This is a genomic window from Nesterenkonia aethiopica, assembly GCF_039534665.1.
Taxonomy (GTDB): Bacteria; Actinomycetota; Actinomycetes; order Actinomycetales; family Micrococcaceae; genus Nesterenkonia; species Nesterenkonia aethiopica.
Genome location: NZ_BAAAVT010000008.1, coordinates 67408 through 81861, shown reverse-complemented (window position 1 = coordinate 81861; position 14454 = coordinate 67408). Strand labels below are relative to the sequence as shown.

General features: G+C 70.4%; 12 protein-coding genes. 4 read left to right on the top strand and 8 right to left on the bottom strand.

Translation table 11 applies throughout. From position 1 onward, the window contains the following. The first annotated feature begins 26 nt into the window (after window positions 1–26). Both ABD658_RS07560 and ABD658_RS07555 read left to right on the top strand, forming a co-directional pair. Window positions 27–827, top strand: coding sequence for an SAM-dependent methyltransferase (locus ABD658_RS07560; protein ID WP_344682464.1), 801 nt, complete (start codon window positions 27–29; stop codon window positions 825–827). Window positions 828–875: 48 nt separating this feature from the next. Then, window positions 876–1454, top strand: coding sequence for an aminoacyl-tRNA deacylase (locus tag ABD658_RS07555; protein ID WP_344682466.1), 579 nt, complete (start codon window positions 876–878; stop codon window positions 1452–1454). A gap of 32 nt (window positions 1455–1486) precedes the next feature. On the opposite strand, the gene ABD658_RS07550 is transcribed toward ABD658_RS07555, so the two are convergent. Beyond that, window positions 1487–2101 (bottom strand): rhodanese-like domain-containing protein, encoded by a 615-nt coding sequence (locus ABD658_RS07550; protein ID WP_344682468.1) that lies wholly within the window; start codon window positions 2099–2101, stop codon window positions 1487–1489. A gap of 125 nt (window positions 2102–2226) precedes the next feature. Between ABD658_RS07550 and ABD658_RS07545 the strand changes: the two genes are divergently transcribed. Further along, on the top strand, window positions 2227–2625 hold the full coding sequence (locus ABD658_RS07545; RefSeq protein WP_344682470.1) for a VOC family protein: 399 nt from the start codon (window positions 2227–2229) through the stop codon (window positions 2623–2625). Between the two features lie 10 nt (window positions 2626–2635). Here the strand turns inward: ABD658_RS07545 and ABD658_RS07540 are convergent, their stop codons facing one another. Continuing rightward, window positions 2636–3958, bottom strand: coding sequence for a deoxyguanosinetriphosphate triphosphohydrolase (locus tag ABD658_RS07540; protein ID WP_344682472.1), 1323 nt, complete (start codon window positions 3956–3958; stop codon window positions 2636–2638). A gap of 222 nt (window positions 3959–4180) precedes the next feature. On the opposite strand from ABD658_RS07540, the gene bioB reads away from it, so the two are divergent. Next, window positions 4181–5365, top strand: coding sequence for a biotin synthase BioB (gene bioB, locus ABD658_RS07535; protein ID WP_344682591.1), 1185 nt, complete (start codon window positions 4181–4183; stop codon window positions 5363–5365). Between the two features lie 11 nt (window positions 5366–5376). On the opposite strand, the gene ABD658_RS07530 is transcribed toward bioB, so the two are convergent. From ABD658_RS07530 to ABD658_RS07505, 6 genes are all read right to left on the bottom strand, one after another. Then, window positions 5377–8901 carry an ATP-binding cassette domain-containing protein gene (locus tag ABD658_RS07530; RefSeq protein WP_425574496.1) on the bottom strand — a complete coding sequence of 1175 codons (3525 nt, stop codon included), beginning with the start codon at window positions 8899–8901 and terminating at the stop codon, window positions 5377–5379. A gap of 22 nt (window positions 8902–8923) precedes the next feature. Next, complete coding sequence (dusB, locus tag ABD658_RS07525; protein ID WP_344682476.1) at window positions 8924–10147, bottom strand: tRNA dihydrouridine synthase DusB; 1224 nt, start codon at window positions 10145–10147, stop codon at window positions 8924–8926. 41 nt (window positions 10148–10188) lie between these two features. Next, complete coding sequence (locus ABD658_RS07520) at window positions 10189–11124, bottom strand: GNAT family N-acetyltransferase (RefSeq protein WP_344682478.1); 936 nt, start codon at window positions 11122–11124, stop codon at window positions 10189–10191. 205 nt (window positions 11125–11329) lie between these two features. After that, on the bottom strand, window positions 11330–12712 hold the full coding sequence (locus ABD658_RS07515) for a glycine--tRNA ligase (RefSeq protein ID WP_344682480.1): 1383 nt from the start codon (window positions 12710–12712) through the stop codon (window positions 11330–11332). Between the two features lie 139 nt (window positions 12713–12851). Beyond that, window positions 12852–13283: a VOC family protein gene (locus tag ABD658_RS07510; RefSeq protein WP_344682482.1), complete on the bottom strand. Its 432-nt coding sequence runs from the start codon at window positions 13281–13283 to the stop codon at window positions 12852–12854. A 176-nt stretch (window positions 13284–13459) separates the two neighbouring features. Beyond that, on the bottom strand, window positions 13460–14434 hold the full coding sequence (locus tag ABD658_RS07505; RefSeq protein ID WP_344682484.1) for a DMT family transporter: 975 nt from the start codon (window positions 14432–14434) through the stop codon (window positions 13460–13462). Between the last annotated feature and the right edge of the window lie 20 nt (window positions 14435–14454).

Genomic DNA, 14454 nt, shown 5'->3' with positions numbered 1-14454 from the left:
GCCAGGTCAGGCTAGGGTCGGCCCCCATGAGCAACTCTGAGACTCCGAGCACGGCACAGGACGCGTCCGAGAACCAGGAGGGCCGGCCCCCGGTCAATGGCCTCGACCTGACCTTCGGCTCCCCCATGAGCGTGGCCCGATCCGAGCAGCTCATCGCTGAGCTCACCGAGGTATCGCCGCGCACCGTGCTCGATGTCGGCTGCGGCTGGGCGGAGCAGCTGCTCCGCACCCTGATGGCTCTGCCAGGCAGCCACGGCATCGGCGTGGATCTCGAGGAGATGGACATCGCCCGCGGGCAGGGGCGTGCCCGGCAGCTGGGCGTGCAGGACCGCGTGGAGCTGCGCGTCCAGGACGCCGGCGAGCTCACCGAGGAGCTCACGGACCCGGCTCAGGCCGTGATCTGCCTCGGGGCCTGGCATGCACTGGGCGGTTCACCGGCGGAGGCGCTCCAGCGGCTGCGGTCGCTGACCGTCGACGGCGGCCGTCTGCTCTTCGGCGTGGACCACTGGACCCAGGTGCCCAGCCAGGACCGGTTCGACCACATGTGGGAGGGCGCCTCCGCGGCTGACAGCCAGCTGCTGCCCGACGTCGTCGAGGCCGCCGCCGAATCGGGCTGGCGCCTGCTGGACCTGCATGAGGCCACCGACGACGAGTGGAACCACTTCGAGTGCGGCATGACGCGCAACCAGGAGTTGTGGCTGCTGGAGAACCCGGAACACCCGCAGGCCGGTGAGCTGCGCCAGAGGCTCGACGCCGGCAGACGTGCCTGGCTGCGCGGACACCACGGCCACATGGGCTTCGCGACTCTGGTGCTGGCCGCCGCCTGATCCCTCGATCCCGGGAATCTCCTCGCGTCCGGCCGGGTTGATCAGACCATGGAGAAGACCACCGATCAGCCCGGCCGCAGCCTGCCCGCCCTCGACGCCGCCGTCGGACTCTCCGCAGCCGAGCGTACCTCCGTGGCCAGGCTGCTCGCCGACGCCGAGGCTCACGGGGTGGACGTCGAGCTCGTGTCCCGCGGTCCGGCGCAGTCCCTGGAGGAGGCCGCGGCGGCCATCGGTATCGAACCGCGACAGATCGTCAAGACCCTGGTCGCCAAGGCCAAGGTCACCCAGACCACCCGCGAGCACAGCTACGTGCTGGCCCTCATTCCAGGCGACCGCCAGGTGGACTGGGCGAAGCTGCGTCGGCTGGCCGGGATGAAGAAGATGTCCATGACCGCCCCCGAGGAGGCGGTGGAGGCCACCGGATATCGGCCCGGCACCATCACACCCTTCGGCGCGGAGACCGCCGAAGGCGTCCGCTGGCCGGTCTACGCGGATGAGTCGATCACCGGGCGCATCGCCATGGGCGCGGGTGCACAGGGGCTGAGCCTCTTCGTGGACTCCGCGACGCTGTTCGCCGCGTACGACGTCGTCCCCGCGGACATCACTCGGTCTCCGCAACGCGCCTGAACGGCGCGGCCGGGTCCGATCGATCAGTCGGGTCAGGCGGGTGCGCTGACCGCCTGGATCTCCTGCAGCACGTCCTCGATCCGGACCGGCCCCTGCGGGCTCTGGTTCCAGGGCATCTGGGCGAGCACCTTCGCCATCCCACAGGTGTTCGTGGCCGCCGAGAAGACGAGCCCTGAGGCGATGGCGCCAGAGACCACCCGAGCCTTGGGGCTCAGCAGACGGCCGCCGAGCAGGCCCACCAGCACCAGCGAACCGGCCGCCATCCGCACCTGCCGCTCCATCGCCCAGGGGCCCTCGCCGATCTCGACGGCGTCGTCTCCGACCGTCGCCCGGTAGGCGTTCAGGCCGCCGGCAAGAACCCGAGAGTCCGTCAGCCCGGCCGCGGTCAGTGCCTCCTGCGCCTGCTGGGAGCGAGGCCCGGCCTGACAGAGCAGCACCACGGGGCGGTCGACGGCGACGAGTGCGTCGGCCAACCGCTGGGTCTCCCGGCTCACCAGCTCGTCGGGCACCAGCAGGGATCCAGGGAGGTGCGCGCTGCGATGCTCCGGCGAAGTACGCACGTCGATCAGCAGAGGGTCGGCGCCGTCGGCGATCATGCGGCGCAGCTCCTCGGCGCTGAGCAGGGTCAGGGTGTTCTGGTCGGCCATCGGGTCTCCACCATGACGTATCGGGGACGTGCGGGCATCACAGGCGGGCGCCATGCGCGGCACCCTGCGCGGCTCCCGAGTCTACAGACCTTCCCCCGCTCGCGTGCGGGCCCTAGCCTGCCTCCATGACTTCGTTCGTCTCCCACACCACGTTCTCCTGCACCGACGCCTACGCGCTCTCCGAACGGTGGAAGCGACTGTTGGACTACACCGACATTCCCGGGGACCCCAACGAGCCCGGCCACGACCACTGCATGATCGTCGACCCCGTCACCGGGCACCGTCTGCTGTTCCTCGAGGTCGACGACGTCGCCGCTTCCCGAACCCCGCGGGCCCATCTGGACCTGCGTCCGCGTCAGGGCGGACGCGACGCGGAGGTCGAGCGGGTCCGCGAGTTGGGCGCAGTGGAGGTGGCTGACCGTCGCGGGATCCATGGCCCAGGCTCCGGCTGGGTGGTCTTCGCCGATCCGGAGGGCCATCAGTTCTGCGTGCTGCGCTCCGAAGAGGAGGCGGCGGCCCGCTGAACCGACCCGCTCAGCCGAAGAGCCGGTTGGTGAACGGCTTGCCCTGCACCAAGGCGTAATACCACTCCAGGGCGGCCCCGTCGGTCAGGGAGGCGATCTGGTCGACGATCACGCGTCGGCGGGCCGAGTCGTCGGCGGCATCCCGCCAGTCCTGCTTGAACATGGGCTCCAGGTAGCGGTCCTCGGTCTCGGAGAGCAGACCCACCAGCCCTTCGAGCACCTCGCGCTGCCGCAGGTAGACCGGCTTCTGCTGCTCGGAGGTCATGATGTAGGCCGCAGCCAGGCCCTTCATGGCGGAGATCTCCACCAGGGTCTCCTCGGGCACCACCAGATCCGCCTCGTGGCGGACCAGCGGGTGGTCCCCGTGAGCCTCACGAGTGGCGGAGTAGATGGCACCGCAGAACCGTCCGATCAGCTCGCTGGTCATGTTCTTCAACGCGGCCAGGGAGCGCCGTGAGCCGTCCGACTCCCGCACCCAGCCCTCCGTGGCGGCGAGGCGGTCGAAGGCCTCCTCGATCCGATCCTCCTCGGTCTGGGGCAGGTACCACTCCTTGGTCACCTGCACCACGCGCTTGCGCTGCAGCGGCACCTCCAGGAAACGCAGCTGGAACTGGCCGGAGAAGATGCCGTCCTCCACATCATGGACGGAGTAAGCGATGTCGTCGGCGGCGTCCATCACCTGGGCCTCCATGGACTGTCGTCGGCCCTCCACCCCCTGGCGGATCCACCGGAAGACGTCGACGTCGTCCTCATAGGCGCCGAACTTCTGGCTGCGTGTCCCATCCGGCTTCAGGGGCGCCTCGTGCTGGCGCCACGGGTACTTCACTGCGGCGTCGAGGGAGGCCCGTGTCAGATTCAGCCCTGCGGAGCGGCCGTCCGGGTGGAACCGTTTGGTCTCCAGCCGGGTCAGCAGCCGCAGCGTCTGGGCGTTGCCCTCGAAGCCGCCGGCGTCCCCCATGAGCTCGTTGAGCACGTTCTCGCCGTTGTGCCCGAACGGTGGGTGGCCCAGGTCATGCGACAGGCAGGCGGCGTCGACGACGTCGGGGTCGCACCCCAGCATCCGGCCCAGGTCACGCCCCACCTGGGCGACCTCCAGCGAGTGGGTGAGCCGGGTCCGAGCGAAGTCGTCGGCGTCGGGTGAGACCACCTGGGTCTTCGCGCCGAGGCGTCGCAGCGCCGAAGAGTGCAGCAGGCGGGCCCGGTCCCGCTCGAAGGAGGACCGGTAGACGGACTTGCCGTGTTCGGGCACCCACCGCTCCTCGTCGGCGGGGCGGTAGCCCGGACGCAGGGCGGCATAGCCCGCCTCGACCCGTTCGACGTTCTGCACAGACATGCCTTCCAGCTTAGAGCAGGGGCAGCATGGGTGGGGCCATGCCCAGGCGCTTCGCCGACGCGAACGGCCTCGGATCAGGTAGCCTCCTACTGCACCCTTATTGAACAGTGTTCAAATCTCTCTGAGGAGGGACAGGTGACTTCCCTTGGGGCTCTGTGGACGGGCACCGCCCGCATCGAGGACGGAGACGACGTGACCCCGGAAGCTCCCATCGCACCGCATATGACAGACCCAGAGCTCCTGGCTGATCGCCTCCTCGGCGGAGGCCGCCTCACCGAGCACGAGTGCCTGGAGCTGCTCCGCACTCCCGACGACGCCACCGTCCGCCTGGTGGCCGCCGCCTCTCGACTCCGCCGGCAGCACTTCGGCGCCACGGTGAAGGTCAACTACCTGGTCAGCCTCAAGACGGGCCTGTGCCCCGAGGACTGCACGTACTGCTCCCAGCGGCTCGGCACCGGTGCGGAGATCCTCAAGTACACGTGGCTCAAGCCCGAGGAGGCCGTGGCCCAGGCCTCGCACGGGATCGCCGCCGGCGCGCGCCGGGTCTGTCTGGTGGCCTCCGGCACCGGGCCCACCGATCGGGACGTCGACAGGGTGGGCCGGATCGTCACCCGGCTGAAGTCCGATCACCCCGACGTCGAGGTGTGCGCCTGCCTGGGACTGCTGAAGGAGGGGCAGGCGGAACGACTGGGCAGCTGCGGCGTCGACGCCTACAACCACAATCTGAACACCGCCCGCTCGCACTACCCGGAGATCTGCAGCACCCACACCTACGACGACCGGGTGGACACCGTCGGCCGCGCCGTCGACGCCGGACTCTCCCCCTGTTCCGGTCTGATCGTGGGCATGGGCGAGAGCGACGAGCAGCTCGTGGAGGCCCTGGCCGCGCTGCGGGATCTCGACGCGGACTCCGTCCCGGTGAACTTCCTGATGCCCTTCGACGGCACCCCGCTGGAAGGAACGTGGAACCTCACCCCGCTGGCCTGCCTGAGGATCCTCGCGGTCGCCCGCATGATGTGCCCGGACAAGGAGATCCGAATCGCCGCCGGCCGCGAGATGCACCTGCGCAGCCTGCAGCCCCTCGCCCTGGAGGTGGCGAACTCCCTGTTCCTGGGCGACTACCTCACCTCCGAGGGCCAGGGCGCCGCCGATGACCTGACGATGATCCGCGACGCCGGGTTCACCGTGCTCGGCGCCGACGGCTCCCCAGCCTCCCCGGCCTCCCCTGCCGCTGACCGCTCGACGGCACCTGCTCCGCGAGCCGAGACGGCACGTCCTGCCACCTCACCGCCGCCGACCCCGTCAGCAGCCCCGACCGACTCCGCAACGGCACCTGCTTCGGCACCCGCTGCGACACCCGCGATCCGCCGCCGTGGCGCCGGCACCGATGTGGCGCCCAACGCCTGAACCGGCGCGCCTCAGCCGGCCAGGTGCGACCATCTGCCGCTGAGCTGACGCCACGGGCCGACGGCGGCGACCCGGCCGGCTTCGAGGACCACCACGCGATCCGCCCGAGCCAGCGCCGCGCGCTTGGAGGTGGAACCGATCACCGTAACGCCCTTGTCCCGCAGCGCCTGCCACAGCTCGATCTCCGTGGACGCGTCGAGGGCGCTGGAGACATCGTCCGCGAGCAGCAGCTCGGAGCCGGTGGCCAGGGCACGCGCGGTGGCCAGGCGCTGCACCTGACCGCCGGACAGGCGCACGCCGCGGTGCCCGACGGCGGCGTGCAGGCCTCCGGCCTCGGCGATGTCCTGCTCCATCTGCGCAATGCGGATGGCCTCGCCAGCCTCCCGATCGCGATCGAGCCGGATGTTCTCCTCGAACGTCCCGGAGAGCACCCGGGGCATCTGGGCGACGTAGGCCACGCGACGGGGCCGCAGGAAGGTGTCCGAGGTGACCTCTGCTCCGTTCCAGAGGATTCTCCCGCGGTGCGGCACCAGGCCCGCCAGGCTCCGCAGCAGGCTGGACTTGCCCGAACCGATGCCCCCGAGGATGAGGATCAGCTCGCCGCGGGCGACGGTGAGGTCCACCTGCTCCACCCCGATGATGCCGTCCGAGTGGACCGCGGAGAAGCCCTCGAGGCTGAGGCTGCGGAGCTCGTCCCGCTCCTCGGGCCCAGGGGCAGGGGAGTCTCCGGTCAGTTCGTCGACCCCGTCCACCCGGCGGAAGATGCTCTCCCCGCCGGCCAGCCGCTGGGTGGCCACCTGCCAGGCACGAGCCCCCGGCGCCTTGGTCACGACTGATCCTGCGCAGAGGCCGTACCAGGTGAAGCCCATCACGCTGCCGGAGGCGAGCACCGTGGTGGCCAGCCCCCAGGCGCCGATGAAGTACATGGCCCAGGAGAAGGTCACCCCGACGGCGATCACCAGCCCGGGCACGCCGTCCAGGAGGGCCTGGATGCGATGCTCCCTGATCTGGGCGTCCACACGCCGGCGGTCCACGGTGTTCAGGTGCTGGTGCACCGGCCCGGTGGCCGCGGAGAGCTTCACGGTCCGTGCGGCGTCCAGCGCCGAGACCAGCACCCGGCCGAACTCCACGCGCGCGTCGGCGGCACGCGTGGCAGAGCGCCCCGCTGCAGGTCTGCCGGCCCACGAGGCCGCCGCGGAGAGGATCAGCACACTGGCGAGCACCGCTCCGACCACCCAGCTCCCCGAGAGCAGGACGGAGAGCAGCACGATCAGCACCGCATTGCAGAGATCCGCCCAACGGTCCGCGTAGTCCTGGATGCGGTCGCCGTCCATGGCGCGGGCCACGACCTCACCCGGCGGCGTGGTCTCCAGCCGGGGCTCACCGAGCTGACCGTCCAGGACCCGCGTCCGATGCCGGGACAGACAGGAGACCCACCAGCGGGGGTAGAGATTCACGCCCAGCGCGAAGACTCCCGGCATGATCAGCACGGAGGCTCCCGCCAGAAGGATCACCAGTCCCCACACCTCGTGATGACCCGAGGCCAAGGAGTCCGCGATGCGCCCCCACAGCCAGTTGGTGACCAGCCCCTGCGGGGAGAACAGGGCGATGAGCAGGAACATGGACAGGCCGACCAGTCCCCACCGCGGCAGGTGGCCGAAGGCGGCGAGCACGGCACGGGTCAGGCTCGGCCCGTCCCCGATGTCAGACGTCGTCGGCACATCGCTCCTCCGACGCGTGCCCCCGATGGCCACCGGACCGGTGGCCCCGTCGGAGGCTCCGGACGAGGTGTCGGTGAGGACATCACCGGGATCGTCATCCATATTGCCCTGGTGTTCCCTCGAGGCCGCCAGCAGCCCTCGGAACGGTCCCCGCGCGGCAGCGAGCTCACCGTAGGCTCCCTGCTGGATGACTCGACCGTGATCGAGGACGGCCACACGGTCCGCCCGGGCGACAGTGGTGAGCCGGTGCGCGATGAGCAGCCCGGTGCGCCCGGCCAGCAGCCGGTCCGAGGCGCGGATGACTCGGCGCTCGGTGAGTGGGTCCATCCGGGCCGTGGCCTCGTCGAGGATCACCACGGACACCTCGCGGACCAACAGCCGGGCGAAGGCCACCAGCTGCTCCTCCCCGGCGGAGAGCGTGACCCCGCCCGCACCCATGCGGGTGTCCAGCCCATCAGGCAGTCGCGCCACCCAATCCGTGAGGCCCAGCTCCTCCACGGCTGCCTGGACCCGCTCCCGGGGGAGCGGGGCGAAGAGGGTGATGTTCTCCTCCAACGTGCCGGAGAGCAGCTCGGTGCGCTGCGTGACCACGCCGATCCCGCGGCGCAGCTGCTGAAGATCGATGTCTCTGACGTCGGTGCCGCCGAGGAACACCGTCCCCAGCGGGGGCTCGGTGGCGCGGGTGACGAACGAGGCCAGCGTGGACTTCCCCGAGCCGGTGCGTCCCACCAGCGCCAGGGTCTCTCCGTCGTCGACGCTCAGCGAGACGTCCTGCAGGGCGAAGGACCCCTCCGTGTAGGAGAAGTGCAGGCCGCGGAACTCCAGGGCGTGGGTCGCTGGGAGCGCGGCGCCGCCGTCGGGCTCGGGCTCGACCTGCATCATCTGCTTCACGCGGGTGATTGCGCCGAGCCCCTCCTGCAGCTGGGGCAGCTGATTGATGAGCTCGCCGACACGTCCGATCAGCAGCGTGGTGGCCATCACCAGGGTGATCAGCTGGGGCAGCGCCATCCCGCCGGTGATGACCAGCGCGACGCCTGTCACGAGCAGCCCGGCGAACATCGCCTGCAGGACCGTCTGCGAGCGCAGGATCAGGTCGGCCTCCTTGACGACCATGTGCCGGAAGGTGCGGTGGATCCCCGCGGCCAGGCCGGCGACGCGCCGCATGCCGAAGGCCTGACCGCCGCTGGTGCGCAGGTCGTCACGGGCCGCCACGACCTCCTCGAAGGCGGCGGCGTGGTCGGTCCAGGCCCTTTCGTTGATGACTTTGCGCTGCGCGATGATCGCGAAGAGCGGGCGGACCATCAGCAGGGTGGCGGCCACGAGCACCGGCATGATGATCCAGGCCGGCCACCACATCACCCCCGCGACGACCCACAGCGGAACGGCGCCGAGGACGGTGGCCATCATGCCCCACCACTGCTCCCGCATGAGGGTGTTGATGGCGTTGGTGTCGTCGTCGATGCGGTCGAGCACCTCCCCCACAGCCTGCTCGCTGAGCACGCTGAGCGGCTGGGCGAAGGCGGCCGCGAGCAGGTCCCGACGCAGCTTCCCGGCCGCGCGGTCGATGACCTGGGCCCAGGCGACCTGCGCGCTGACCTGCACGGCCGCCGCCCCGACGATCAGGGCGCCGAGCAGCACCACCCCGTCGAAGGTGGGATTCTCGGCTAGCCGGCCAGAGACGACTGTGGCGAGGGACTGTGCGACCATCGCGACGGCGAGCACGGCCACCGCCAGCACGCTGAGCGGGCTGGCGAGCCTCCTCCAGGAGATCCGGCGCGAGGGTGGGACAGGACGCAGAACGGGCACCTGCGACATCCTAGTGGCCCGCACGGACGACTCATCCGCCGGAGGTGTCGACCTCCGCGGCAGCGATCATCTCACGCTGGGCCTCGTTGAGCTCCTGGGAGGCCAGCCAGTCCTCCGGCAGATGCACCTTCTTCGGCGAACCGGCCCGGCCGCGGGGCCCCTCGGCGTCGGCACCGGGGTACCCGATGCTCTGGTCGAGCTGGCCGAGCAGGTCCTCCAGCTGGGTCAGGGATTCGACGGTGACCAGCTGGGAGCGCAGCGCCCCGCCGATCGGATAGCCCTTGAAGTACCAGGCCACGTGTTTGCGGATGTCCTGCATGGCCTTGCGCTCGTCGCCGTCGAAGTACGGGATGAGCATCTGGGCGTGCCGCAGCAGGGTGGAGATCACCATGGGCAGATCCGGACGGTGCCGGTCATCCCGGCCCTCGAAGGCGGCCTGCAGGTCGCCGAAGAGCCAGGGCCTGCCCTGGCAGCCCCGGCCGACGACGACGCCGTCGACGCCGGTCTGCTCGACCATGCGCACCGCGTCCTCGGCGGACCAGATGTCGCCGTTGCCCAGCACCGGGATGTCCGGCAGGGACTCGCGCAGGGCGGCGATCGCGGACCAGTCGGCCTGGCCTGAGTAGTGCTGGCGCGCGGTGCGACCGTGGAGCGCGACGGCGGCGACGCCCGAGTCGCGCGCGACCTTGCCAGCTTCGATGAAGGTGAGGTGGTCCTCGTCGATGCCCTTGCGCATCTTCACCGTCACGGGGATGCCGCGCCGCCCGGCCTCCCGCACGGCGGTGGCGACGATCGACTCGAAGAGCCGGATCTTCCAGGGCAGGGCCGAGCCGCCGCCCTTGCGGGTGACCTTGGGCACCGGGCAGCCGAAGTTGAGGTCGATGTGGTCGGCGCGGTCCTCCTCGACCAGCATGCGCACCGCATGTCCGGTGGTCACTGGGTCCACGGAGTAGAGCTGCATCGAGCGGGGGATCTCGTCCGGCTCGTGCTTGATGATCCGCATCGACTCGGGCCGCCGTTCGACCAGCGCACGTGCGGTGACCATCTCATTGACGTAGAGCCCGCCGCCATGTTCACGGCAGAGCCGACGGAAGGCGGTGTTGGTGATCCCTGCCATGGGGGCCAGCACCACCGGGGTCTCCACGGTGATGGGGCCCAGGTGCAGCGGCGGCAGGAGGGCACGTCGGTCGCCCGACCCAGCCGGGGTCGGGCCGTCAGGGAGCGGCTGCTCCTCGGGAAGGGTCTGTGCGGTCATGGCATCCGGGTGTGCTCGGCGGAGGCGGGGCCTCCGGGCGGTCAGCGGGCGTAGATGAAGGCTTCGAAGTCGATCTCGGCGTCGCCGGAGGCGATGAGCTCGTCGGTGACGGTCTTCAGCGGGGCCATGGAGTCGTCCACCTCCAGCTCCACCGGGTGGCGGGCGGCCAGCAGGGCCAGCAGGGACCGGATGTGCTGCTCCGCCTCGGCGGCGTCGAGCTCCGGGTTCCAGCCGACCAGGACGTCGGCGGGGTCCTCGGTGCGGGCCGGGGTGTAGCTGACGGCGAAGGCGAGGACGGCGCCGTCGCCGCCCTCGGAGACGTCCCGCAGGGCCACTGCGCCCGTGGCGCCGGTGGCGTCGCCGAGGAGCAGCTGCTGGGCCTTGCCCACGGTCATCTCCGCGCGGTCCCAGTCGTGGACGGCGTTGTAGTAGTCGGCCACCAAACGGCTCAGCTCCACCGACCCGGTGGCGATCTCCTGGAGATCCAGGCCGGTTCGCTCCAGGTCCGGAAGCCGAAGGGCGCCCGGCTGGACGATCACTCGGCGGGTGGTCTGGATCTTGGTGAAGCCGTTGTCCTTGAGGAAGCACTGGGCGGCGGAACGCTTGGCGCAGCGGGCCTTCAGACCGGTGGCGCTGCAGTTGCTGGCCTCGGCCTCCAGGATCGCCAGCATCTCTGCGGCCACCCCGCGGCGGCGGTGGTCCGGGGCGACCTCCGCGTAGAAGGACAGCCGGTCCGGGTGCAGCGAGGAGCGCAGGATGGTGGCCGCAGCCACGGGCACCCCCTGGTCCTCGGCGACGATGCACCGTGACCAGGGATCGTTGGAGGAGGGCCGCAGCAGCGCGCGGTCCTGGTGGTGCATCGCGTTCTCCGGGTCGCCCCAGACCTCAAGCAGGGCGAGGTCGTCGCCCTCGGCCCAGGGCCGGACGGTCAGGCCGGACTCGAGGGTGAGCCGGTCTGTGTCTTCGGTGGTGCTCATCGCCTGTCCTTCGGAAGCGTCCGTCTGCGCGGTGGCGCAGGGTTGATCAGCCACGCGAGTCTAGTCCTGCCGCCGCGGCACGGCAAACGAGCGACGCCCGGCCCCGTGCCGCAGGGTCAGGGACCCTGGGCCGGTGCCGGGCGTCTGTCCCGGGCATCTGTGCCGGGCGTCGCGCTCGACGTCGTCGCGCTCGACGTCGTGGTGCTCAGCCGAGGAGGCGGCCGGCCAGGTAGCCCTGCACCTGGTCCAGGCTGACACGCTCCTGGGTCATCTCGTCCCGGTCGCGGATGGTGACTGCCTGGTCCTCGAGGCTGTCGAAGTCGAAGGTGAGGCAGAACGGGGTGCCGATCTCGTCCTGACGGCGGTACCGGCGACCGATCGCACCGGCCTCGTCGTAGTCGACGTTCCAGTTCCGGCGCAGCTCATCGGCCAGCCGCTGGGCGGGCTCGGCCAGCTCCGGCTTCTTCGACAGGGGCAGCACCGCCGCCTTCACCGGGGCGAGCCGCGGGTGGAGCTTCAGCACGGTGCGGGTGTCCACGCCGCCCTTCGCGTTGGGGGCCTCCTCCTCATGGTAGGAGTCCACCAGGAAGGCCATCATCGCGCGGGTCAGGCCGAAGGACGGCTCGATCACGTACGGGGTGTAGTGCTCCTCGGTCTTCGGGTCGAAGTACTGCAGCTTCTCGCCGGAGGCCTCGATGTGGGAGCTGAGGTCGTAGTCGGTGCGGTTGGCGATGCCCATCAGCTCGCCCCACTCGGAGCCCTGGAAGCCGAAGCGGTACTCCAGGTCGATGGTGGCCGCGGAGTAGTGGGCCCGCTCGTCCTCGGGGACGTCGAACTTGCGCAGATTCTCCGGGTTCAGCCCCAACTCGATGAACCAGTCGTAGCAGGCGTCCACCCAGTGATCGAACCACTGGCCGGCCTCGTCCGGGTGCGTGAAGTACTCGATCTCCATCTGCTCGAACTCGCGGGTCCGGAAGATGAAGTTGCCGGGGGTGATCTCGTTGCGGAAGGCCTTGCCGACCTGGCCGATGCCGAAGGGCGGCTTCTTCCGGGCGGAGGTCATCACATTGGAGAAGTTCACGAAGATGCCCTGGGCGGTCTCGGGCCGCATGTAGTGCAGGCCCTCCTCGTTGTCGACCGGACCCAGGAAGGTCTTCATCAGGCCTGAGAACTGCTGCGGCTCGGTCCACTTGCCGGGCTGGCCGGTCTCCGGGTCCTTGATGTCGGCCAGACCGTTGGCCGGCGGGTGGCCGTGCTTGGCCTCATAGGCCTCCAACAGGTGGTCGGCACGGTACCGCTTGTGGGTGTGCAGCGACTCCACCAGCGGGTCGGTGAAGGTCTTCACGTGCCCGGAGGCGTGCCAGACGGCCTGCGGCAGGATGATGGCGGAGTCCAGGCCGACCATGTCGCCCCGACCGCGCACGAAGGTCTGCCACCACTCCGCCTTGATGTTCTCCTTCAGCTCCGTGCCCAGGGGACCGTAGTCCCATGCCGACCGTGATCCCCCGTAGATCTCACCGGACTGGAAGACGAAGCCGCGACGCTTCGCCAGGGTGATCACATGGTCGAGGGCAGTCTTGGGGGCCATAGGGCGGTACACCTCAGGTCGGGAGGGGACGGGACAGACGGGGGAAAGCTTACCGCGCCGACGCGCGCACCGCCGATTCACCCGGCAACACGTCCGTCCCCGGGGGACGCACGGTGCGGGCACGGCTGCGCGGGGACCGTCAGTCGAAGACGACGGCGCCGTCGTCGGCGACCCGCCAGCCAGGGTTGTAGGCGATCTCCCAGATCACTCCGACCGGGTCCTGGACATAGGCGTGCAGCATGCCCGGCACCGCGGCTGGCTGGGGGTGCTTCAGCACCGTGCCGCCGGCACGTTCCAGGCGTTCGACCGTGCGGTGGACCGCATCGGCGTCGTGGACGTTGTGGGCCAGGGTGAAGCCTCCGGGGGTGCTGTGGTCCCGGCCGTCCCCGATGTCCTCGCTGAGACTGTCGGCGTCGAAGAGCCCGAGGACCTGCCCAGGCGCCACCTGGTAGAACTGGATCTCCCCTGCCGCCTCGAAGATCGGGCGCCAGCCCAGCCCGCCCACGTAGAAGCGGCGCGCGGTCGCCAGATCCCGCGTGGCGACGGTGATGATGTGGATGCCCTGCTCCATCGTGACCTCCCCCGGTGCTCTGCGCTGCCCGTCGTCCGACGCGACCCCTCGGGCCCGTCTGACCAGGGGCGCAGGAAGGACTGCGGAATGGCGAGTCTACGTCCGGAGTCAGGGCCAGGTCAGCGGCCGCCGCCCGTCAGCCGCCCCGGGGGCCCAGCACCGGGCAGAGGATCGGCTCAGCGGGTGCGGCGGATGTCCGGCAGGGAGGCGATCACGACGGCGACCAGGGTCAGCAGCGTGCCGAGCACCGTGGAGAGGGTGACCACGCTTCCCGGGGCGGGGACGATGAGGTCGAGCAGCAGCGAGCCGATCAGCTGACCGGCGATCATCCCCATGGCGGCCAGCAGCACACCCACTCGGGTGACCAGCACGGCCCCGAGCCCGATGAACACGCAGCCCAGCGGCCCGCCGAGGTAGTACCAGGGAGCGGTGGGCAGCGTCTCCCCCACCCCGCTGACCAGCACCTTCACCAGGTAGGCCAGCAGGAGCACTGCCGTTCCGGCCACGAAGTTGATGAGCGTGGCGGGGATCGGGCTGCCGTAGGCCGCCGACTGGCGTCCGTTGAGAGCCTGTTGGGCGCTGTTGGTGAAACCGGCGGTCAGCGGGAAGATCACTAGCAGCAGCCATGCCCAGGAACCGGCGTGGCCTCCCAGCTGCGGCGAGACCGTCCACAGCACCGCCAGCACGGTGAGCAGTGCGCCCAGCACCCGGACGGCGTTGAGCCGCTTCCGCCCCGCCGGGCCCAGACCGATGCGGTCCCACAGCAGCCCGCCGAGGGTCTGCCCGGTCACCACCGCCACGGTGAAGACCGCGACCCCGATGAGCCCGATGGTCAGGGACTGGGTGAGCACGAAATAGCCGCCGATGCAGCCGGCCAGCAGGTACCACCAGCGGACCTCGCCGCGCCGGAGGGCTGGCCGGACCTGTCCCAGAGTGCGGCGTCCGGTGGGGGTGAGGTACGCGATCACCAGCATCAGGAGCAGCCCGGTGCCGAAGGACAGCAGCGCGGCGAGGAACGGGTCGTCCACCTCTGCGGCCAGCTCCGAGTTGATGCGGCCCTGGCTGGGGATGGCCGCCCCGGCGACGAGAGCGGTGAGCAGGAATCCGAACCAAGCGGCGGAGGACTGCCGCGACTGATCGACTGCGCTCATGGGCAACACTGTAGACCCGC